Source organism: Pseudomonas sp. R1-7 (assembly GCF_051132105.1).
Lineage (GTDB): Bacteria > Pseudomonadota > Gammaproteobacteria > Pseudomonadales > Pseudomonadaceae > Aquipseudomonas.
Map to the genome: position 1 here is coordinate 1780892 of NZ_CP071661.1, position 20206 is coordinate 1801097.

Sequence of the window (20206 nt, forward strand, 5' to 3'; positions counted from 1 at the left end):
GCCTCGAGTCGGCAGCCTACTCATAGACTATTGCGTTGTAGTGAAAGTCACAGCACACGGGAAAATCAATGTACACCTGTGCACTGAAATAGTTATTCCTTCCCCGATCGAGGCGTGGCCGGGTGCTTAAGACTGCCGCACTTTCGACTTTCACGCCAGTCGCAGATGGTCCAAGGGACTGCATTTACCCCACCCAGCGTTGCAGAATCTGCTGCAAGTCAATTCGTTTGAAGGGTTTGGCCAGGTAATCGTTCATGCCGGCTGCCAGGCAGGCTTCGCGGTCACCCTGCAGGGCATTGGCGGTCAGGGCAATGATGGGCACCTCGGTGCAGCCGGGCAACTGACGGATCTGCCGGGTGGCTTCGTAACCATCGATCACCGGAAGCCGGCAGTCCATCAGGATCGCTTCGAAAATCAGGCTCTCGGCGCTGCGTACGGCCTGGGCGCCGTCGGTGGCGACGCTGACCTTGAAGCCGAGGCTGCGCAGCATCGCTTCGATCACCGTCTGGTTCACCGGATTGTCCTCCACCAACAAGACGTTACGGCCTTCTCCATCGCCGCTTCCTCCGGGCAGGCGCGGGGTCAGCGGTGCTGGGGCCTGGCGCGACAGGGCCAACGGAATTTCCAGGGTAAACACGGAGCCCTGGCCTTCCTGGCTCTGGGCTCGCAGGGTGCCGCCCATGCGTTCGGCCAGGGTGCGGGCGATGGGCAAGCCCAGGCCGGTGCCGCCGTAGCGTCTCGAAATCGAACTGTCTGCCTGCTGGAAGGCATCGAACATCCGCTCCAGGCTTTCGGCCGGGATGCCAATGCCGCTGTCGCGTACCGTGCAGGTGAACCACAGCAGTTCGTGATCCAGGGCTTGCCATTGGCACTGCACGGTAACGCGACCCTGGTCGGTGAATTTCAACGCATTGCCGATCAGGTTGACCAGGATCTGTCTGATCCGCGTCGGGTCGCCTTGTACCTGCAGCGGCTTCATGTCGTCGGGGACCAGCAGGTCCAGTCCCAGCTTGCGCTGCGCGGCGCTGTGCTGGAACGACTGGGCGCAGTTGCCCACCAGCTCGGCCAGGTTGAACGGGATATGTTCCAGCTCGAGTGCCGAGCGTTCGATGCGCGAGAAGTCGAGAATGTCGTTGATGACCTTCAACAGGTGCTCGGTGGATTCCGATGCCAGCGCGGTGTATTCGTGCTGCTCATCGGTCATGTGAGTGGTTTCCAGCAATTGCAGCATGCCCAGCACGCCATTCATGGGCGTGCGCAGCTCGTGGCTCATCATCGCCAGGAACTCCGATTTGGCGCTGTTGGCCTTTTCCGCTTCCTCCCGGGTCTTGATCAACTGGGCCATGGCTTGGTGCTGTTCGCGGCTTGCTTGTTCAAGACCCTCGGCCAGGTTGTTGATATGCCGCGAAAGGGCGCCCAGTTCGCCATCGTCGACAATCGGCAGCGGTGTGTTGTAGTCACCCTGCTGGATCGCCTTGACCGCATGGCCCATGTCATGAATCGGCTGCGACAGGCTCGCTGCCAGGCGGCGCGCCACCAGGAACGTGAAGAGCAGCGCAAACAGGGCCAGGACCGCGGCCTTGAGCAGGATCTCCTGCTGCCGTTGGCTGAAGGCGTCGTTGGACATGCCGACAATGACGCGACCCAGGTAATCCTCGCCGGGCGCCTCGGTGGACGGAGTGTTGCCCTGCAGGAAGTCATTGTTCAGGGTGATGCGCTGCAGGCGAACCGGGGCCTGGAACACTTCGACCTGCTGGGAATGATTGCGGGTTTGCGACGGTTGCTCGACATACACCAGGACCCGCTCGGTGCGGTCCTGGACTTCCAGGAAGCGCACGTGAGGGGTGGCGAGCGTGGCCGTCAGCAGGCTCTCCAGTACGTCGTTGTTACCCGAGATGACACCGTACTCCGCAGCCGGAGCCAACTGATTGGCGATCAGTTGCCCGGTGTGGTTGAGTTCCTGGCGCAAGTCCTGGATTCGCACGAAGGTAAAAAAGCTGATCAACAGCACCGTCAGCAGGAGTGCCGGGCCAAGGGCTACGAGCTGGGTGCGGGTATTGATATCCCAACGGCGACGCAAGGTCATGGACGGTGTTCTCCTTCTGCCAGCTGCGCAGCGACGGATTCGGCGTCAATCGGTTCGATCCCCAGCGAGCGGGCGACCTGTTGATTGCTCAAGACTTTGAAGCGGGGCGGGTACAGGCTGCGCGGCCAGGTGGAAGCGGGGCGGTCCAGCAGTTCGTCGAGTATCGCCAGCCAGTCTTCCTGGTCGCTGTAGGTACTGGCCAGGCTGCCGGCCTTGACGAAGGCGGCGCTCGGCCCTATCAGTGCGCGTTGCCGGGCGTAGCTGCTGAGCAGCAGGTTCTTCACGGTCTTGGGGTTATAAAGGTCGGGGTCGTCCAGGCCCAGCAAGACATCGCTCTGGCCCAGCAGGTTCTGCAGCGGGCGGCTGTCGTTGGTGTCGTCCCAGCGTTCGCTGACGATCTCCAGGCCCAGCGGCAGCGCGGCCTGCTGAAGGTCCTTGAGCAGGAACTCGCTGTGCCTGTCGTACAGCACGCCGACCCGTCGCACTTGCGGCAGGACTTGACGAACCAGGCGCAATTGCCGGCCCATCGGCGGATCGCTCCAGAGCAGGCTGAGGTGCCCGGGCGTCGCTTCGCCCAGGCGCTCGCGGGCTTGCTGGCGACTGATGCGCAGCACCAGGGTGGCCGGCCCCCGAGGCGTTTGCAGGCGCCAATCGAGGCTCTGCGGATCAAGCAGGACCAGGCGTACATCCTCAGGCAAGCGATCCGGCGCCGGCAGGGTGGCCAACGGAGCGAATCGCACGCGATCCTGGGGGCGCCGGGCCTGCAAGGCCTGGGTGAATGACTGCACGCCGGTGCTGTCCTGGGCGCCAGTCAACAGGATCTCAGCGGCACGGGCCTCGAGCGTGACCAGCAGGCAGGCAAATACCAGGCACGGCCACCACCACAGGCGGCCACGAAAGGGCGTTGTGCAAGATTGGCCCCGGGCCATCTAGAAGGACAACTCCGCGCTGAAATACACGACATGCCGGGAGTCGTAGCGGTTGTCGGCGAACGTGGTTGGCTGATCATCGAGGCGCTGTTGCAGGGTGCCTGCCAGTTCCAGGCTGGCCTTGCCCAGGGGAATGCGCCGGGCGAGGCGGGTATCGATCCGTTCGTAGCGGTAGCCATTGAGGGCGTCGGCGGCGTAATAGAAGATCGCGCTGTTCCAGCCCCGGCCCCAATCGCGCAGCCAGCCGGCCGAACCGCTGTTGCGGGCGGTCAGTTGTTCATCGAGGGGATTGCTGGCCAACGCATCGACATAGGCGTAGGTCAGGCGCAGCCGATCGGCCAGGGTCACCCGCCAGTCGAGTTGGGTCTCGGCGCCGCTGAATTGTGATTCGTTGCTGTTACTGGCGATGTACTGGTTGTTGCGCAACGGTTCACTGATCATGCCAGTGATCTCGTCATGGAACAGCTTCACGTCCACCGCCAGGCCCCAATCCAAGAAGTAACCGTTGTAACCCAGTTCCCGCGAGCGCATGTGTTCTTGGTCCAGGTTCCCCGGGCCGCGCGTGCGCACGAAATAACGCGCGCTGTCCTGGCCGAAGGCGGTGGGCCGCAGGTTGGTGACCTGATAGCTCCAATTGACGTTGTTCTCGAACATGTCCGGCGAGCGCACCGCCTCGGAGTAAACGGCCCGTAGGCCGTGTCGCGGGGTGATCAGGTAGTTGATCGCCATTCGTGGGGTCAGCGAGCTGCCCGTCAGGCGCGTGTCCTCGAACATCGCGCCCCCCTGCAGCAGCCAGTGTTCGCTGGCTCGCCATTCGATCTGGCCGAACAATCGGTAGGTGGTGTCGTCCAGGGTGCCGTTGAAGTAGGTCTCCGAGTCGGCCCGGTCGTAGCGATAATTCGCCCCGGTGACCAGCCGCAGGCTGTCGGACAGGCTCAGGGTGTCCTGGATCTCCAGGTCATAGCGCGACTCCCGGGCGCTCTGGTCGATGTCGCCGCACAGCGTCCGGGAAGCGCCGTTGCGCCATTGATCAAGCACTTGATTGGCCAGCGCCTGTTCCTCAACGGTGCCGGCGGGCGCCCCCGTGCCCAGGAAACTGGGAATGTTGCGCGCCAGTTTCTCGGCATAATTGGGGTTGAGCTGCCACAGGTCAGTCAACTGCGGGCTGAACGACACCTCGGCATCGCAGGCGCGCCAGGTCTGCTGGCGATCCCAATGTTGCATCGAGCCCTGTACGTAGAGGCTGTGATTGGGGGACAGGTCGAGGTTCCAGCGCAGCGAACCGGCGTAGTCCTTGGCACTGACGTCGGAGTTATCCCCAGCCGCGGTGATCCCGGCGAACACTGGGCGATAGGTGTAGGGCCGCTGATTGGTCCCCTCCTTGGCGTTCAATTGCCAATCGATGCTTTGGTATTCGTCCAGGGTTTGGCTGACTGACAGGTTGAAGCGGTTCAGCCGCCGGCTGTCGCGGTAGTCGGCGCCGTTGCGATCGCTGTCGAAGCCGTCGTCTTCCTGGCCGGACAGCGAAAGCCGCATGTCACCGTTTTCCCAGCCGCTGCCCTGGCTGGCGTACCAGTCGCTGATGCCGTTCTGGCCCCGGGTCATCTTGAAGCGGGTGCCGTGGCTGTCGGCGGGGACGCGGGTGATGATATTGACGACGGCCATCAGGGCGTTGGCGCCGTAGCTGACGGTGTTGGGCCCGCGAAAGACCTCGATCCGCTCGATGTCTTCCATGGCGACCGGTATATCGCTCCAGTCCACCGTCGCCAGGCCGGCGCGGTACACCGAACGACCGTCGATCAGCACTTGCATGCGCCGCGCTTCGCTGGCGCTGGTGCCGTGGTAGTTGACCGTGGCCTGGTTGCCACTGAGGTTGCCGACCATCATGCCTGGCACCAGGCGCAACAGTTCGCTGATGTCCCGGGCACCGCTGGCCTTGATCAGTTCGCTGTCGAGCACGGTCATGCTGCCCGGTACCGCCGCCGGCGACTGCTTCAGGCGCGTGGCGGTCAGAACCTGGGGAAGGGGCTGGTTGTCCACGAACAAGTCGTCGGCCACCACCGGCGGGCTGAAGATCAGCGCCAATAGCAATGATGAACCTGGACGGGAAGGGCCAACGGACACGGCACAGCCTTTGGAATGAAGAAGGATGGCGGGCATGTTAACCGAGCCGAACGACTTTTCCATTCACGTTGACAGCATTTTCCTAGGGATTGGTGGTCAGCTTCCTACAGCGATGGGTAATTGCGGACGGGGCTGGTCGCGCTCCGGCTGCTCCGTATAATGCCCGGCATTGCCACTTGGTATGGAAGAGCGGATTGCATATGACTGAACAGCGCCCGATTGCGGTCCTGGGAGGCGGGAGTTTCGGCACCGCCGTGGCTAACCTGCTGGCGGAGAATGGTCACGCGGTGCGCCAATGGATGCGTGACCCGGAGCAGGCCGAGGCCATCCGGGTCAACCGGGAGAATCCGCGTTACCTCAAAGGCATCAAGGTCCGGCCTGAAGTCGAACCGGTCACCGATTTGCAGGCGACACTTGAGGGGAGCGATCTGTTCTTCGTTGCCTTGCCCTCCAGCGCACTGCGCTCGGTGCTGGCCCCGCATGCCGAACGCTTGAGCGGCAAAATGCTGGTGAGCCTGACCAAAGGCATCGAGGCGCAGACCTTCAAACTGATGAGCGAGATCCTCGAAGAGATCGCCCCCAAGGCGCGAATCGGCGTGATCTCCGGGCCGAACCTGGCACGCGAAATTGCCGAACATGCCCTGACGGCCACCGTGGTGGCCAGTGAAGATGAAGCGTTGTGCCAGTGCGTCCAGGCCGCACTGCATGGCCGTACGTTCCGCGTCTATGCCAGCGCCGATCGTTTCGGCGTGGAACTGGGCGGTGCGCTGAAGAACGTCTACGCGATCATCGCCGGCATGGCGGTCGCGCTGGGCATGGGCGAGAACACCAAGAGCATGCTCATCACCCGGGCACTGGCGGAAATGACCCGTTTCGCCGTGAGCCAGGGCGCCAATCCGATGACCTTTCTCGGGCTGGCCGGGGTCGGCGACCTGATCGTCACCTGTTCCTCGCCCAAGAGCCGCAACTACCAAGTGGGGTTTGCCCTCGGCCAGGGCCTGAGCCTGGACGAGGCCGTGTCGCGCCTGGGGGAAGTGGCAGAAGGGGTCAACACCCTCAAGGTGCTCAAGGCCAAGTCCCAGGAAGCGGGGGTGTACATGCCGCTGGTCGCCGGGCTGCATGCGATCCTCTTCGAAGGGCGCACGCTGGAACAGGTGATTGAACTGTTGATGCGTGGCGAACCCAAGACTGACGTCGACTTTATTTCCACCAGTGGTTTCAACTGAGCCTCTTTTGACCGCAAGCAGGAGCGAACCATGAACGATCCGAAAGGGCAGCCCCAATACGAATCCATCCTGCTGCGCGTGCTGTGGATGGTGATTTACCTGCTGGTCTGGCAGGTGGCGCAATTCATCCTCGGCGCCGTGGTGCTGGTGCAGTTGATATACCGGTTGATCTACGGCGCACCGAGCGCCAGCCTGATGAATTTCGGCGACAGCCTGAGCCAGTTCCTTGCGCAGATCGGCCGCTTCGGTACCTTTCACAGTGACCAGAAGCCTTGGCCATTCGCCGACTGGCCGACCCCACGTACACCGGAAGGCGAAGCGCCCCACACCGTGGCGCCGGCTCCGCACCCGGCCCGGGACGAGGAGCCGAAGCTATGAAGCTGTGGGTATTGCGTCATGGCGAGGCCGAGCCCCACGGGGTCCGTCCCGATCCGCAGCGGGTGTTGACGATCCATGGTCGTGAGGAAGTGTTGCTCAGCGCCGGTCGGCTGATGGGTGAGCCCTTGCGGGCCATTTATGCCAGCCCTTATGTACGTGCTCAGCAGACCGCGCAATTGATGCGCGAGGCCCTCGGATTCGAGCCTGAATTGATCACCGTGGACTGGTTGACGCCGGAGACCCGACCGGCTGACGTATTGAAACACCTGGACGATCAGGACAATGTTCTGCTGGTCAGCCATAACCCGCTGGTGGGCAGCCTGCTGGGGTTCTTGCAGCACGGTCATTTGCAGCAACCGGAACAGGTTTCGACGGCTGGCCTGGCCGAGCTGGAAGGGGATCTACCGCTGGCCGGTGCGATGAAGCTCAAGAGCCTCAAGCATCCATCTACAAAGCGGTTGCCGGTCGAAAAAAACAAAAAAATCATATAGGAAGGCAACGATGAGTCTGTGGCGCACCACCCCGAATATCGAACAATTGAACGCCGCCGGTAAAAACACCATCAGCGAAGTGCTGGACATTCGTTTCGAGTCCTTCGACGACGAATCCCTGACCGCGAGCATGGTCGTCGACCACCGCACCCACCAGCCGTTCGGCCTGCTGCACGGCGGCGCTTCGGTGGTGCTGGCCGAGACAGTCGGTTCCATGGCTGCCTATCTGTGCGTGGATACCAGCAAATTCTATTGCGTGGGCCTGGAGATCAACGCCAACCACCTGCGTGGCGTGCGCAGCGGACGGGTCACGGCCACGGCCCGCTCGATTCACCTGGGCCGCACCACCCAGGTCTGGGACATCCGCCTGGTCAACGATGACGGCAAAGTCAACTGCGTATCGCGGCTGACCATGGCGGTGGTGCCGTTGGGTGAGCAGCCGCCAGTGCGTTAATGTCTGCCGGGCTGGAGCAGTCCGTTGTGGCGAGGGCAGGACTCCATATCCCAACCCCGGCGGTCATCATTCCTGTCAGTTACGGTCATTGCCGCACCATCGGGTTCTGCGGACAATCGGTCGCAGTTCTCGCAATGGATCGGCCAACATGTCGCAACAGGTGTTTTTCGCCCACGCCAATGGTTTCCCCTCGGCCACGTACGGCAAGCTGTTCGACGCGCTGGCGCCGCAGTACGAGGTCGCGCACCTCGAGTTGCATGGCCATGACCCTCGATTCCCGGTCGATGACAATTGGAACAACCTCGTGGATGAACTGATTCATCACTTGGAGCAGCAATCGGAGCCGGTCTGGGGCGTGGGGCATTCCCTCGGGGGAGTGCTGCACTTGCACGCAGCATTGCGTAGCCCCCATTTGTATCGGGGCGTCGTCATGCTCGACTCCCCCGTACTGACCCGCGCGGACCGTTGGATGATCCTGGCCGCCAAGCGCCTGGGCTTCATCGACCGTCTGACCCCAGCCGGGCGGACGCTGGGGCGGCGGGAGGAGTTCACCGATCTGGAGTCGGCGCGCCAGTACTTTGCCGGAAAGACGCTGTTTCGCGGTTTCGACCCGGAGTGCTTCGAGGCTTACCTGCAACATGGCTTGCAGCCTGTTGGTGATCGGTTGCGACTGCGCTTTGACCCGGCCACGGAAATCAGCATCTACCGTGGCGTACCACACACCAGCCCTGGTCGGGCGCGCAAACTTCAAGTTCCGCTGGCGGTGGTGCGGGGCCGGCAGAGTCGCGTGGTGATGCGCCATCACACCCGCTCGGTGGGACGCATGCCCTTGGGCGAATCCTTGACCATGCCCGGCGGCCACATGTTTCCTCTGGAATATCCACAGGACACGGCCAATCTGCTCAAGGACGTGCTGCAGCGCTGGCAAGGACGCAGCGCATGAGCGTCGTCGAAGAGGTTCGCCTGAGCCTGCCCCATATCGAGCTGGCGGCCCATCTGTTCGGGCCGGAAGATGGCCGGCCGGTGATTGCCTTGCATGGTTGGCTGGACAACGCCAACAGTTTCGCCCGGCTGGCGCCCCGCTTGCACGGCGTGCGGGTGATCGCCCTGGACATGGCCGGCCACGGTCACTCTGGGCACCGCCCGGCTGGCGCCGGCTACGCCTTGTGGGACTATGCCCACGATGTGCTGCAAGTCGCCGAGCAGTTGGGCTTGAAGCGTTTCGCGCTGCTGGGGCATTCCATGGGCGCCATTGTCTCGCTGGTATTGGCCGGTGCCTTGCCGGAGCGGATAACGCACCTGGGGTTGATCGATGGGGTGATTCCTCCTACGGGCAAAGGTGACAATGCGGCGGAGCGCATGGGCATGGCCCTGCAGGCGCAGCTGGATCTGCAGCAAAAACGCAAACCGGTCTACAAGACCCTCGACCGCGCCATCGAAGCTCGCATGAAGGGACTGGTGGCGGTCAGTCGCGAGGCCGCCGAGTTGTTGGCCCAGCGCGGCCTGATGCCGGTGCCCGGGGGTTATACCTGGCGCACCGACAATCGCCTGACGTTGCCATCCCCGCTGCGCCTGACCGATGAGCAGGCCATGGCTTTCGTGGCGCGGGTCGCTTGTCCCGCCCATCTGGTGGTCGCGGCCGAGGGCATGTTGGGGCAACACCGGGAATTGCTGGAGCGTCTACCCTTCAGTCATGAACAGCTGCCCGGCGGCCATCATCTGCACCTGAACGATGAGTCCGGGGCGGCGCTTGTAGCAGACTGTTTCAATCGGTTCTTCAGCGTTTCTTGACTTGCGGCGGGCAAGTGTCGAGGCTGGGCGGGTTGAAAGGGAGCCAACCATGACTGATACCTACCCACTCGCCTTGCTGCGCATTGACGGACGCCTTCGCGTCGCGCGGACCCAGGCGAAGCCGATCCAATGAAACTGTCCATTCATTCATTCGTCCTGCTGGCGCTGGCCGGTTTCGGCCCGCTATCGCTGGCTGCCGATGTACCCGGCAGCCAGGATCTGGAACGCGTGCCGCGCATGCCCGACGCGCAGATCGTCGATTATCGGCAAACCAGCGACCTGGAGCGTATCTACCCCATGGGTTCGATCCGCAAGATCAGCGGCCAGCTGCGTTTCGACGGCCAGGTGGACGCCCGTGGCAACGCCACCTCGGTGACTTATGAACTGCCGCCGGAACATACCGCCACGCAGGCATTTACGGCTGCCCGCGAAGCGTTGCAGAAACAGAGTGCCGAGCTGCTGTTCTGGTGCCAGGCCCGGGATTGTGGCGAAAGCAGCCTGTGGGCCAACGAGGTGTTCGGCAATGCCAAGCTCTATGGCGCCGATAATGGCCAGGCCTACCTGTTGCTGCGCCTGGCGCCGCCGGCGGACAACACGCTGATCGCGCTGTATGCCATCACCCGTGGCAACCGCAAGGCCTACCTCCATGTCGAGCAGTTCGAAGCGCGCGCGCCCCTTGGGGATGTGCTGCCGACCTCGGCGACGCTGTTGCGCCAGCTCAAGGACACCGGGGTACTGGACTTGCCGCGTCTTGCCGGCGAACCGGATGATACCTGGTCGCGCCTGCTGTCCCGGGCCTTGAACCTGGACACCGGCCTTCGGGTCAGCATCGCCGGCCCACACGCCGAGGCGTGGCGCCAGGCGCTGATCGAGCAGGGCGTCCGGGCGGCCAGGATGGAAGCAGCCAGCGCTGATTCGGCGGGCTTGCACCTTGAGCTGTTGCGATAAGCTGGCGGGATACGCGTTTGCCGCCGTTAGCTCGGCTTTGTTCATTCTTCGAGACCTCACATGCTCAATAACGATCGGCTGTTGGTGCAGATCCTGCTCCTGGTGTTGTTCGGCGCCAGCCTCTGGGTGATGGCGCCATTCTGGTCGGCGCTGTTCTGGGGCGCGGTGTTGGCTTTCGCCAGTTGGCCGCTGATGCGCCTGTTGACCCGTTGGGTCAACGGTCGTGAGTCCCTGGCGGCGGCCCTGCTGACGGTAGGCTGGATGATATTGGTGGCGGTGCCGCTGGTGTGGCTGGGGTTCAACCTCGCCGATCATGTGCGCGATGCCACGGCCTTCATCAGGGATGTGCAGGTCGATGGCCTGCCCGAAGCTCCAGACTGGCTGGCCGGAGTGCCGCTGGTGGGCGGGCGGCTGGTCACCCTCTGGAACGGCATCGACCAGCAGGGCGCGGCGATGATGGTCTCCATCAAGCCGTACCTGGGGCGTGTCGGCAATTGGTTGCTGGCGCGTAGCGCGCAGATTGGTGGTGGGATCCTCGAGCTGACACTGAGCATCGTGTTCGTGTTCTTCTTCTACCGGGATGGCCCGCGACTGGCAGCATTTGTCCAAGGGCTGCTGGAGCGGCTGATCGGTGACCGGGCCGGGTATTACGTCGAGCTGGTCGCCGGCACGGTGCAGCGAGTGGTCAATGGCGTGATCGGTACTGCCGCGGCCCAGGCCGTGCTGGCGCTGATCGGCTTCCTGATCGCCGGAGTGCCGGGTGCGCTGGTGCTGGGCATCGTCACCTTCCTCCTGAGCCTGATTCCAATGGGGCCCCCGCTGGTCTGGATCCCCGCCACGGCCTGGCTGGCGTGGAAGGGCGAGTATGGAATGGCGGTATTCCTCGGTATCTGGGGCACGTTCATCATCAGCGGCGTGGACAACGTGCTCAAGCCGTACCTGATCAGCCGCGGCGGAAACCTGCCGCTGGTGATCGTGCTGCTGGGGGTGTTTGGCGGATTGATTGCCTTCGGTTTCATCGGACTGTTCATCGGCCCGACCTTGCTGGCGGTGGCGTACAGCTTGCTGACGGATTGGAGCAAGAGCCAGGCGCGATAACGCAGCGGTTCAGGCCATGCGGGGCAAACGAATCACCGCAGTCAATCCGCCTCCGGGGGTTTGCTCCAGGCTCAATTGTCCGCCCAGGCGTTCGGCGGCCTCCCGGGCGATGGTCATGCCCAGGCCGACGCCACCGGAGTTGCGATTGCGCGAACCCTCCAGGCGAAAGAACGGCTCGAACACCGCTTCGCGCTGGTCTACAGCGATGCCGGGTCCATGGTCAATCACCCGGATCAGCAATTGGTGCTGCTGGTCTTCGAGGACAATCGATGCGTCGCCAGCGTAGCGCAGGGCATTGTCGATCAGGTTATTGATGCAGGAACGCAGCGCCATTGGCTGCACCTGCAAGGGTGCGCAGCTGCCGCTGGCGTGGACATTGGCGCCTTGGTCCTGGGCGTTTTCGCTCAATGACTCCACCAGGGCCTGCACGTCCATCCATTGCAATGCCTCGCTGGTGCGTTGCTCATGCAGATAGGTCAGCGTGGCATCGAGCATGGCGATCATATCGTCGAGGTCTTGGCGCATCTGATCCTGCAACCGGCTGTCGTTGATCTGCTCCAGGCGCAGCTTGAGCCGCGCAAGCGGGGTGCGCAGGTCATGGGAGACCGCGCCAAGCATGCGTGAGCGCTGCTGCACCTGTTCACGGATCCGTTGTTGCATCAGGTTGAACGTGTGGGCAGCTTGGCGGGCCTCTCGCGGACCCGTTTCCTCGAGTGGCGGGCTATCGAGGTCCTCGCTCAGCCGTTCGGCGGCATCGCTCAGGCGTTGGATCGGCCGGGTCAGGAGCTTGGCGCCGTACCAGGCCGCAACGATCAAGCACACAAACTGAAATGTCAGCGGCACCACAGGTCCGCCGAACCAGGGGCGTGGGCCCGGTGGCGGGCCGGAGCGCGCGGAACCTCCGGCTTGATGGGAGAATTCCGGTGGCGGCCCGGGAGGTGGCGGCTTGTCGTAATGAAAGAACCAGGCAAAGGCCAACAGGTGCGCCAGCACGATCGCCACCAGCAGCACGCCGAACAGGCGGCCGAACAAGGAATCGACGCGCAGGCGCATCAACCGATATCCCGCGCATCGAACAGGTAGCCTTCACCGCGCACGGTCTTGATCAGCTGTGGGGCCTTGGGGTCGTCACCCAGTTTCTGGCGCAAGCGCGAGACCAGCAGGTCGATACTGCGGTCAAACGCCTCGATCGAGCGACCGCGGGCGGCGTCCAGCAGTTGTTCACGACTGAGCACTCGGCGCGGGCGTTCGATGAACACCCACAGCAGACGGAATTCGGCGTTGGATAGAGGCACCACCAATCCATTGGCAGAGACCAACTGGCGCAGCACGCTATGGAGTCGCCAGTTATCGAAACGGATATTGGCCCGCTGCTCGCTGCGGTCATCGCGCACGCGGCGCAGGATGGTCTGGATTCGCGCCACCAGCTCCCTCGGCTCGAAGGGTTTGGCCATGTAGTCATCTGCGCCCAGTTCCAGGCCGATGATGCGGTCGGTGGGCTCGCAGCGGGCTGTCAGCATCAGGATTGGAATGTCCGACTCGGCCCGCAACCAGCGGCACAGTTGCAAGCCGTCTTCTCCTGGCAACATCAGGTCCAGGACGACCACATCGAAATGTTCGGCCTGCATTACCTGGCGCATGGCCACGCCATCGGTCACGCCACTGGCGCGGATGTTGAAGCGGGCCAGGTAACCGATCAGCAGTTCGCGGAGCGGTACGTCGTCATCGACGATCAGCGCGCGGGTGCTCCAACGCTTATCGTCGTCGGACGCTTTCTGGTCGCCAGCATTTGCAACAGGGGTGTTGTGCATGAGTGCGTCATCTGCCAGTTGGGCTGCCAACCGCATAGAAGGCGGCGAGGGCGTGGTTTGAGCATAAGCCTCGGGCGGTGAGCCGTGAAGCGGTTGCGGCGGCGCAGGGTAGCGTCCCGTCGTGTTGCGCGCGTGTCATGAATGTATCGGCCTTGACACAAATGGCGGAAAGGAGGATCGACGATTTACCGATCATCGGGTCCCGCAAGGGCGCTGGTTCCGCTACAATGCGCGCCGATTTCGACTTGCCTGAGAGCCCGATCATGTCCGCCTGCCAGACGCCTATCATCGTCGCCCTGGATTTCCCTACCCGTGACGCCGCCCTGAAGCTGGCCGACCAGTTGGACCCCAAGCTTTGCCGGGTCAAGGTCGGCAAGGAGCTGTTCACCAGCTGCGCGTCGGAAATCGTAGGGACCTTGCGTGACAAGGGATTCGAGGTTTTCCTCGACCTGAAATTCCATGACATTCCCAACACTACCGCCATGGCCGTCAAGGCTGCTGCGGAGATGGGCGTGTGGATGGTCAATGTGCATTGCTCCGGTGGCCTGCGCATGATGGCCGCCTGTCGTGAAGTGCTGGACCAGCGCAGTGGCCCGAAGCCGCTGCTGATCGGCGTGACCGTGCTGACCAGCATGGAGCGTGAGGACTTGGCGGGGATCGGCCTGGACATCGAGCCCCAGGAACAAGTGCTGCGCCTGGCGGCGCTGGCGCAAAAGGCCGGGATGGATGGTCTGGTCTGCTCGGCGCTGGAAGCCGGCGCCCTGAAAGCGGCCCACCCGTCGCTGCAATTGGTAACACCGGGGATTCGCCCGGCCGGCAGCGCGCAGGATGACCAGCGGCGCATCCTGACCCCGCGCCAGGCCTTGGACGCAGGTTCCGATTACCTGGTGATCGGTCGTCCGATCAGCCAGGCCGCCGATCCGGCCAAGGCGCTGGCGGCGGTCGTGGCCGAACTGGCCTGATTAAACACAGCGGGCCCCCTGTGGGGGCGAGCTTGCTCGCGACAGCGGTATTTCAGTCAACTCAACTGTGACTGATGAACCGCCATCGCGAGCAAGCTCGCTCCCACAGTCGTTTTACGTCAGGGCTTGAGTATCGGATCCGTGTTTCGCGTCAGACCTTCAACACCAACTTCCCGAAATTCTCCCCACTGAACAATTTGGTCAGTGTCTCGGGGAAGGTTTCCAGCCCTTCGACAATGTCTTCCTTGCTCTTGAGCTGCCCCTTGGCCATCCAGCCGGCCATCTCCTGCCCGGCGGCGGCGAACTGCGAGGCATAATCCATGACCACGAAACCTTCCATTCGCGCACGGTTGACCAACAGCGACAGGTAGTTCGCCGGGCCTTTTACTGCTTCCTTGTTGTTGTATTGACTGATGGCGCCGCAGATCACCACGCGGGCCTTGAGGTTCAGGCGGCTGAGCACGGCATCGAGAATATCGCCGCCGACGTTATCGAAATACACATCCACGCCTTTGGGGCACTCGCGCTTGAGGCCGGCGTGGACGTCTTCGTTCTTGTAGTCGATGGCACCGTCGAAGCCCAGCTCATCGACCAGGAACCTGCACTTGTCGGCACCGCCGGCAATGCCGACGACACGGCAGCCTTTGATCTTGGCAATCTGCCCGGCGATGCTGCCAACCGCGCCGGCGGCGCCGGAAAGCACAACGGTTTCACCGGCCTTCGGCGCGCCGACATCCAATAGGGCGAAATAAGCGGTCATGCCAGTCATGCCCAGCGCGGACAAATAACGTGGCAGTGGCGCCAGTTTCGGATCGACCTTATAGAAACCTCGCGGTTCGCCGAGGAAGTAATCCTGCACGCCCAGGGCGCCGTTGACGTAATCGCCCACCGCAAATCCCGGGTTATTCGATGCAACCACCTGGCCGACCCCCAATGCCCGCATGACTTCGCCGATGCCCACCGGTGGGATATAGGACTTGCCCTCGTTCATCCAGCCGCGCATGGCCGGGTCCAGGGACAGATACTCATTCTTGACCAATATCTGGCCCGCTGCCGGTTCGCCAACCGGGACTTGCTGATAAGTGAACGTCTCGCGGGTCGCGGCGCCCACCGGGCGTTTGGCGAGCAGGAATTGGCGGTTGGTCTGGGCGGTCATGACAGGCACTCAAGATGAATGGAGCTTTGTTGATAGACCCTTGATGCGTTCACCGCAAGGTTTGCCTATCCAGCGAATGCGGGTTGATCCAAAACAGTGATGATGCCGTGGGTGGTGTTATCACTGGCGCTCATGCAGAGCCAACCGGCGATTGGATAGTGCTGCCGTGCCGTTGCGGTCGGTGGCTAAATCGCAGCGTCAGTAATTCTTCGAGGCAGTGATCATGAGCATGACGTTTTCCGGACAGGTTGCCGTGGTGACGGGCGGCGCGGCGGGCATTGGCCGCGCCACGGCACAGGCGTTCGCGGCACAGCACCTCAAAGTGGTCGTCGCCGACCTGGACGTTGCGGGCGGCGAGGGCACGGTGCAGTTGATTCGCGAGGCGGGTGGCGAGGCTGTGTTCGTGCGTTGCGACGTGACGTTGGAAAGCGATGTGCGAAATCTCATGGACGAAGTCATCGCCGCGTACGGTCGCCTCGATTACGCGTTCAACAACGCTGGCATCGAGATCGAGAAGGGCAAGCTGGCCGACGGTACGCTGGATGAGTTCGACGCGATCATGGGCGTCAACGTCAAAGGTGTCTGGTTGTGCATGAAATACCAACTGCCATTGCTGCTGGCCCAGGGTGGCGGTGCCATCGTCAACACGGCCTCCGTGGCAGGGCTCGGGGCGGCGCCGAAGATGAGTATCTACGCGGCTTCCAAACATGCCGTTATCGGTTTGACCAAGTCGGCGGCGATTGAATATGCCAAGAAGAAAATCCGTGTGAATGCGGTATGCCCGGCGGTGATCGGCACTGATATGTTCCGTCGGGCCTATGAGGCGGATCCGAAAAAAGGCGAATACGCCAACGCGATGCATCCGGTGGGGCGAGTCGGCAAAGTCGAGGAAATCGCCAGCGCCGTGTTGTATTTGTGCAGCGATGGCGCGGCATTTACAACGGGGCATTCGTTGGCGGTGGATGGCGGGGCTACGGCAATCTAGCCAGAGTTGCCGTCACGTTATCAGGACAAAACCCGCACTGGTTGCGGGTTTTCTTTTGAGAGCGAAGGTTCCCTTGAGGGCTCCGCCAATGTATTTCAAAGAATGAGAATGAGGCGTTTTTGCGCCTTTCTCTTACATCCTCCCACATCGACCTGTGCTTAACTGTTTGTGCAAATAAAACAAACGCTTAGGAGCTAGGTTACTCATGGAGTTGAGAATCGACCGGCAGGCCCTGGTGCCCGTCGTGCAGCAAATTGTCGATGCGTTGGCCGGCTGGATTCGACAGGACGCGGTGGAACCGGGGACTCGCCTGCCATCGATCAGGCAGCTGGCACGGGATAATCTATTAAGCCAGGCCAGTGTCCATGAGGCCTGCCAGCGGCTGGTCGCCCAAGGTTTGTTGGCGTCACGTCATGGCTCTAGTTTTTTTGTTGCCCGGGCCGCTTGCGTCGCCGGGGGCTCGGAGCTCGTCGGGTCGCAAGACGGAATGCCGGGCCAGGAGGCCCCCGTGGACCCTGCGCGTCACGTTTTGAAGTTGGGCTGCGGTGGGCTCCCCGAGAGTTGGCGCGAAAGTGATGACCTGGGTTATGCGATCCGTCAGGTCACGCGGACCGACATGGCCGGGCTGTTCAACTACAGCACGCCACTGGGATTACCAGCCCTGCGCGAGCAACTCGCCAAGCGGTTGAAGCAGCTTGATATCGACGCCGATGAAAATCGCATCCTGACGACCCAGGGCGCCACTCACGCGCTCGACCTGATTGTGCGGACACTTTTGCGGCCCGGGTGCTGCGTGGTAGTGGAGAGCCCCGGCTATTCGAACCTGTTCAACCTGCTCAGGCTGCATAAGATAGACATGATCGAGTTACCCAGGACACCGCGTGGCCCGGATGTCGACGCCCTCCAGCGTCTGCTGGCGACTCATAGGCCCAGCGCTATTTTCATCAACAGTGCCTGCCACAACCCGACCGGCAGCAGCCTGGTACCGTCCGTGGCCCAGCGGCTGCTGCAACTGGCCAGCGAGCACGCCATGTTGGTCGTCGAAGACGATGTCTATGCCGATTTCCAGGGCTCAACGCGGGCCCGATTGGCGGCACTCGATACCGATGTGATCTATCTGGGCAGTTTTTCGAAGACCTTGAGCAGCTCTCTACGCGTCGGCTTCATAGTGGCCGAGCCGTCCGTTATTGCGCGCCTGGGCGAGATCAAGGAGATCACCTGTATGGGGGCGTCGCGATTCGCCGAGTCGGTGCTGGCTACCCTCCTGGTCAACGGCGCCTATCGCAAGCTGGTCCAGCGCCAGCGCCAGCGGCTCAATGCCGACATGGCGGTGGCGTTGCAACTGCTGGAAGATGCCGATTGGAAAGTGTTTGGCAAACCGGCGGGTGGCCTTTTCATCTGGGCGCGTCCGCCGTCGTGTGACTATGCTCAGGTGCAGCGTCTGGCCGGGCGGTGCGGCATTCAGTTGTCCTCTCGCACGGCGTTCAGCCCTTCGGGGGCCGAGACGGATTGGCTGCGGGTCAACGTCGCCTATGCGCGGGATCCCAGGGCGTTGGCATTTTTCCGAGCCACGGCCCTGGATCGACCTCAAGTGTCCTGAAAACGACGCGCCTGTAGCTTTTTGCCATTATTCCGACGCCAGCATCTTGTGTTGCGGGGTGTCTCGTTGCGAATCTGCAAATCAACACACATCGGCAGAGGATTGGGCGCAATGATTTCGGCCGTGCAAGGACGTTTTGCCAACCTGGGTATGGCAAAGAAATTGGGTATCGGGTTTGTCCTGGTGCTGATGCTCACCGCAGTTGTGGCGGCCATTGGCGTCTGGTCCCTGCAAACCATCAGCCATCGGTTCGCGGGCTTGAAGCAGATGTCGTCCCTCAACAGCGAGTTGCTCAAGGTCCGGCTGCTGGAGCAGGACTTTGCCTTGCGCTCCGACCCCAAGACCGCCGATGCCCTGCGCCAGGGCGTCGATGGATTGGTAGCCCTGGCGAATGAACTCAAGGCGCGGTCTGCCAGCAATGTACCGGTGATGGATGATGTCCAGCAGGCTTTGGCGGCTTATCGCAAGGCGTTCGACGAGTTCGTCGGGCTGAGTCAAAGCAAGGACCTCGCATTGGAGATGGCCAGTTGGTCGGTTTCCAGCGTCGCCAATAACCTGGATGTCTTGCAGGCGGGGCTGGCCGATGACGGCGCCTATACCCTGAAGGACTCCGGGGGCAAGGAGGGTGCGGAATTCATCGAGCAGGCCAACCAGGTCAGCGAAGTGTCGCGACTCATGTTGCAGTCGATGAACGAGGCGCGTGTTCGGCTGGACCAAAGCCGCAAAGGCAGTGATGAAGCCGCTGGGCAAGGCAATATCGAACAGGCCGAGCAGGCCATGAAGCTGGCTGAAGAACTCAAGGGGGCGGTCAAGGATCCTGGCTATCAGACGGTGCTCAACGAAGTCGCCGGGCACATCGCCGGGTTCAACCAGCAACTGGCGGAATACACCGGCCTGCTGGCCAAGGAAAAGATCGTCTACCAGCAATTGCACGAACGCGCCGATCAGGTGGTGGCGCGGGTCGACCAGGCGTTCAGCGCCGAAGACAGCGCCATGCACGCGGAACTGAAGAAAAACTCGCTGATGATCATCGGCTCGTCGGCCTTGGCCCTGCTGGTGGGGTTGGTTGCGGCCTGGGTGATCACCCGGTTGATTGTCACCCCGCTACGCAGCGTGATTCGTGTCGCCCAGCAGATAGCCGCTGGTGACCTGAGCGCCAAGGTCGAGGTGACGCGCCGGGACGAAATTGGCCAGTTGATGTTGGCAATGCAGCAGATGGGGGCCGGGTTGAGCGGTATCGTCAGTGGCCTGCAGTCCGGAATCGAACAGTTGGCCAGCTCTGCCCAGTCACTGTCATCCGTCACTGAACAGACCAACCTGGAAGTCAGCAGCCAGAAAGAGGAAACCGAGCAGGTCGCTACGGCGATGAACCAGATGACCGCCACCGTGCACGATGTAGCCCGCAACGCGGAGGAGGCGGCGCAAGCGGCGCAGACGGCGGATGACAAGGTTGAAAGCGGCCAGCAGGTGGTGCGCCAGAGCATGGTGCGTATCGAGCAATTGGCTGACTCGGCGACGATGACCAGCACCAGCATCGAAAGCCTGAGCGCCGAGATACAAAACATCGGCACCGTGCTGAGCGTGATCAAGAGCGTTGCCGAGCAAACCAACCTGCTGGCCCTCAACGCCGCCATCGAAGCGGCCCGGGCCGGTGAGCAGGGCAGGGGGTTCGCGGTCGTGGCCGACGAGGTGCGGGCCCTGGCCAGGCGTACGCAACAGTCCACCGAGGAAATCGAGCGCCTGGTCGGTGCGCTGCGTTCAGCTGCACAGGCCTCCGTGCAGCAAATCCAGAGCAGTGGCGAACTGGTGAAAATGGCGGTCAGCGACGCATTGCAGACTGAAAGCGCTCTGGGCAGCATCGCGGCGGCAGTGTCATTGATCCAGCAAATGAACCAACAGATCGCCGCGGCCGCCGAGCAACAGAGCTCCGTGGCCGAAGAAATCAACCGCAGCGTCACCAGCATCCGGGCGAGCGCCGATCAATCGTCCATTGCGATGCAAGGCAACGCCGCTTCAAGTATCGAGCTGGCGCAGCTTGGGGTTGAGTTGAAAGCAATGGTGGGGCATTTCAAATTGTGAATTGGCGGTGGGCTGCCATCGCTATTGCGAGCAGCCCACTCCACTCAGCATCTTTTACCGACTGTCACACCGCCTTCGCAGGCAGACT

General features: G+C 62.4%; 18 protein-coding genes and 1 pseudogene. 13 read left to right on the forward strand and 6 right to left on the reverse strand.

Translation table 11 applies throughout. The features are described from left to right. Window positions 1–184: 184 nt before the first annotated feature. Genes J3P79_RS07960 through J3P79_RS07970 form a run of 3 tightly spaced genes read right to left on the reverse strand, consistent with a single transcriptional unit; the run spans window position 185 to window position 5139 of the window. Window positions 185–2086 (reverse strand): ATP-binding protein, encoded by a 1902-nt coding sequence (locus tag J3P79_RS07960; protein ID WP_434609501.1) that lies wholly within the window; start codon window positions 2084–2086, stop codon window positions 185–187. Continuing rightward, window positions 2083–3015: an ABC transporter substrate-binding protein gene (locus J3P79_RS07965; protein WP_434609502.1), complete on the reverse strand. Its 933-nt coding sequence runs from the start codon at window positions 3013–3015 to the stop codon at window positions 2083–2085. The genes J3P79_RS07960 and J3P79_RS07965 overlap by 4 nt, the downstream gene beginning before the upstream one ends. Then, window positions 3016–5139, reverse strand: coding sequence for a TonB-dependent receptor plug domain-containing protein (locus J3P79_RS07970; protein ID WP_434609504.1), 2124 nt, complete (start codon window positions 5137–5139; stop codon window positions 3016–3018). Between the two features lie 200 nt (window positions 5140–5339). Here J3P79_RS07970 and J3P79_RS07975 point away from each other — a divergent pair, with 200 nt between their 5' ends. The 8 genes from J3P79_RS07975 to J3P79_RS08010 all read left to right on the forward strand — a co-directional run bounded on the left by J3P79_RS07975 (window position 5340) and on the right by J3P79_RS08010 (window position 11525). Beyond that, a complete protein-coding gene (locus J3P79_RS07975) occupies window positions 5340–6365 on the forward strand; it encodes an NAD(P)H-dependent glycerol-3-phosphate dehydrogenase (protein ID WP_434609506.1) in 1026 nt (341 codons plus the stop codon). 30 nt (window positions 6366–6395) lie between these two features. Then, complete coding sequence (locus tag J3P79_RS07980; RefSeq protein ID WP_434609508.1) at window positions 6396–6743, forward strand: DUF4389 domain-containing protein; 348 nt, start codon at window positions 6396–6398, stop codon at window positions 6741–6743. Next, window positions 6740–7234 (forward strand): phosphohistidine phosphatase SixA, encoded by a 495-nt coding sequence (gene sixA / locus J3P79_RS07985; RefSeq protein ID WP_434609510.1) that lies wholly within the window; start codon window positions 6740–6742, stop codon window positions 7232–7234. The genes J3P79_RS07980 and sixA overlap by 4 nt, the downstream gene beginning before the upstream one ends. Window positions 7235–7244: 10 nt before the next feature. Continuing rightward, window positions 7245–7688, forward strand: coding sequence for a hotdog fold thioesterase (locus J3P79_RS07990; protein ID WP_334597095.1), 444 nt, complete (start codon window positions 7245–7247; stop codon window positions 7686–7688). 148 nt (window positions 7689–7836) lie between these two features. Further along, window positions 7837–8631, forward strand: coding sequence for an alpha/beta fold hydrolase (locus tag J3P79_RS07995; protein WP_434609513.1), 795 nt, complete (start codon window positions 7837–7839; stop codon window positions 8629–8631). After that, window positions 8628–9479, forward strand: a complete 852-nt coding sequence (locus J3P79_RS08000; RefSeq protein ID WP_434609515.1) for an alpha/beta hydrolase — start codon at window positions 8628–8630, stop codon at window positions 9477–9479. Before J3P79_RS07995 ends, J3P79_RS08000 begins: the two co-directional genes overlap by 4 nt. A gap of 141 nt (window positions 9480–9620) precedes the next feature. Then, window positions 9621–10427: a DUF4892 domain-containing protein gene (locus J3P79_RS08005; protein ID WP_434611395.1), complete on the forward strand. Its 807-nt coding sequence runs from the start codon at window positions 9621–9623 to the stop codon at window positions 10425–10427. A gap of 60 nt (window positions 10428–10487) precedes the next feature. Continuing rightward, the gene (locus tag J3P79_RS08010; protein ID WP_434609517.1) at window positions 10488–11525 is read left to right on the forward strand and encodes an AI-2E family transporter; all 1038 of its coding nucleotides are present in this window, start codon (window positions 10488–10490) and stop codon (window positions 11523–11525) included. Between the two features lie 9 nt (window positions 11526–11534). Here the strand turns inward: J3P79_RS08010 and J3P79_RS08015 are convergent, their stop codons facing one another. After that, window positions 11535–12578: a HAMP domain-containing sensor histidine kinase gene (locus J3P79_RS08015; protein WP_434609518.1), complete on the reverse strand. Its 1044-nt coding sequence runs from the start codon at window positions 12576–12578 to the stop codon at window positions 11535–11537. Continuing rightward, a complete protein-coding gene (locus J3P79_RS08020; protein ID WP_434609520.1) occupies window positions 12578–13336 on the reverse strand; it encodes a response regulator in 759 nt (252 codons plus the stop codon). Before J3P79_RS08020 ends, J3P79_RS08015 begins: the two co-directional genes overlap by 1 nt. Before the next feature lie 263 nt (window positions 13337–13599). Here J3P79_RS08020 and pyrF point away from each other — a divergent pair, with 263 nt between their 5' ends. Further along, window positions 13600–14298: an orotidine-5'-phosphate decarboxylase gene (gene pyrF, locus J3P79_RS08025; RefSeq protein WP_162488982.1), complete on the forward strand. Its 699-nt coding sequence runs from the start codon at window positions 13600–13602 to the stop codon at window positions 14296–14298. A gap of 151 nt (window positions 14299–14449) precedes the next feature. On the opposite strand, the gene J3P79_RS08030 is transcribed toward pyrF, so the two are convergent. Then, complete coding sequence (locus tag J3P79_RS08030) at window positions 14450–15454, reverse strand: NADP-dependent oxidoreductase (RefSeq protein WP_434609522.1); 1005 nt, start codon at window positions 15452–15454, stop codon at window positions 14450–14452. Between the two features lie 223 nt (window positions 15455–15677). Between J3P79_RS08030 and J3P79_RS08035 the strand changes: the two genes are divergently transcribed. The 4 genes and pseudogenes from J3P79_RS08035 to J3P79_RS08050 all read left to right on the forward strand — a co-directional run bounded on the left by J3P79_RS08035 (window position 15678) and on the right by J3P79_RS08050 (window position 20118). Beyond that, window positions 15678–16439: an SDR family oxidoreductase gene (locus tag J3P79_RS08035; RefSeq protein WP_434609524.1), complete on the forward strand. Its 762-nt coding sequence runs from the start codon at window positions 15678–15680 to the stop codon at window positions 16437–16439. Window positions 16440–16644: 205 nt separating this feature from the next. Beyond that, entirely contained in the window at window positions 16645–18039 is a 1395-nt protein-coding gene (locus tag J3P79_RS08040) for a PLP-dependent aminotransferase family protein (RefSeq protein ID WP_434609527.1), read from the forward strand. A gap of 1023 nt (window positions 18040–19062) precedes the next feature. Next, a pseudogene (locus J3P79_RS08045) lies at window positions 19063–19209 on the forward strand (HAMP domain-containing protein); the annotation flags it as partial. Window positions 19210–19413: 204 nt separating this feature from the next. Beyond that, window positions 19414–20118 (forward strand): methyl-accepting chemotaxis protein, encoded by a 705-nt coding sequence (locus tag J3P79_RS08050; protein WP_434611397.1) that lies wholly within the window; start codon window positions 19414–19416, stop codon window positions 20116–20118. Window positions 20119–20206 lie beyond the last annotated feature (88 nt).

Excerpts from the sequence above, each read along its gene's own strand:
- J3P79_RS07960 (WP_434609501.1), bottom strand. The coding sequence starts at position 2,086 with ATGACCTTGCGTCGCCGTTGGGATATCAATACCCGCACCCAGCTCGTA.
- J3P79_RS07965 (WP_434609502.1), bottom strand. The coding sequence starts at position 3,015 with ATGGCCCGGGGCCAATCTTGCACAACGCCCTTTCGTGGCCGCCTGTGG.
- J3P79_RS07975 (WP_434609506.1), top strand. The coding sequence starts at position 5,340 with ATGACTGAACAGCGCCCGATTGCGGTCCTGGGAGGCGGGAGTTTCGGC.
- J3P79_RS07980 (WP_434609508.1), top strand. The coding sequence starts at position 6,396 with ATGAACGATCCGAAAGGGCAGCCCCAATACGAATCCATCCTGCTGCGC.
- sixA (WP_434609510.1), top strand. The coding sequence starts at position 6,740 with ATGAAGCTGTGGGTATTGCGTCATGGCGAGGCCGAGCCCCACGGGGTC.
- J3P79_RS07990 (WP_334597095.1), top strand. The coding sequence starts at position 7,245 with ATGAGTCTGTGGCGCACCACCCCGAATATCGAACAATTGAACGCCGCC.
- J3P79_RS07995 (WP_434609513.1), top strand. The coding sequence starts at position 7,837 with ATGTCGCAACAGGTGTTTTTCGCCCACGCCAATGGTTTCCCCTCGGCC.
- J3P79_RS08000 (WP_434609515.1), top strand. The coding sequence starts at position 8,628 with ATGAGCGTCGTCGAAGAGGTTCGCCTGAGCCTGCCCCATATCGAGCTG.
- J3P79_RS08010 (WP_434609517.1), top strand. The coding sequence starts at position 10,488 with ATGCTCAATAACGATCGGCTGTTGGTGCAGATCCTGCTCCTGGTGTTG.
- J3P79_RS08015 (WP_434609518.1), bottom strand. The coding sequence starts at position 12,578 with ATGCGCCTGCGCGTCGATTCCTTGTTCGGCCGCCTGTTCGGCGTGCTG.
- J3P79_RS08020 (WP_434609520.1), bottom strand. The coding sequence starts at position 13,336 with ATGCACAACACCCCTGTTGCAAATGCTGGCGACCAGAAAGCGTCCGAC.
- pyrF (WP_162488982.1), top strand. The coding sequence starts at position 13,600 with ATGTCCGCCTGCCAGACGCCTATCATCGTCGCCCTGGATTTCCCTACC.
- J3P79_RS08030 (WP_434609522.1), bottom strand. The coding sequence starts at position 15,454 with ATGACCGCCCAGACCAACCGCCAATTCCTGCTCGCCAAACGCCCGGTG.
- J3P79_RS08035 (WP_434609524.1), top strand. The coding sequence starts at position 15,678 with ATGAGCATGACGTTTTCCGGACAGGTTGCCGTGGTGACGGGCGGCGCG.
- J3P79_RS08040 (WP_434609527.1), top strand. The coding sequence starts at position 16,645 with ATGGAGTTGAGAATCGACCGGCAGGCCCTGGTGCCCGTCGTGCAGCAA.
- J3P79_RS08050 (WP_434611397.1), top strand. The coding sequence starts at position 19,414 with ATGACCGCCACCGTGCACGATGTAGCCCGCAACGCGGAGGAGGCGGCG.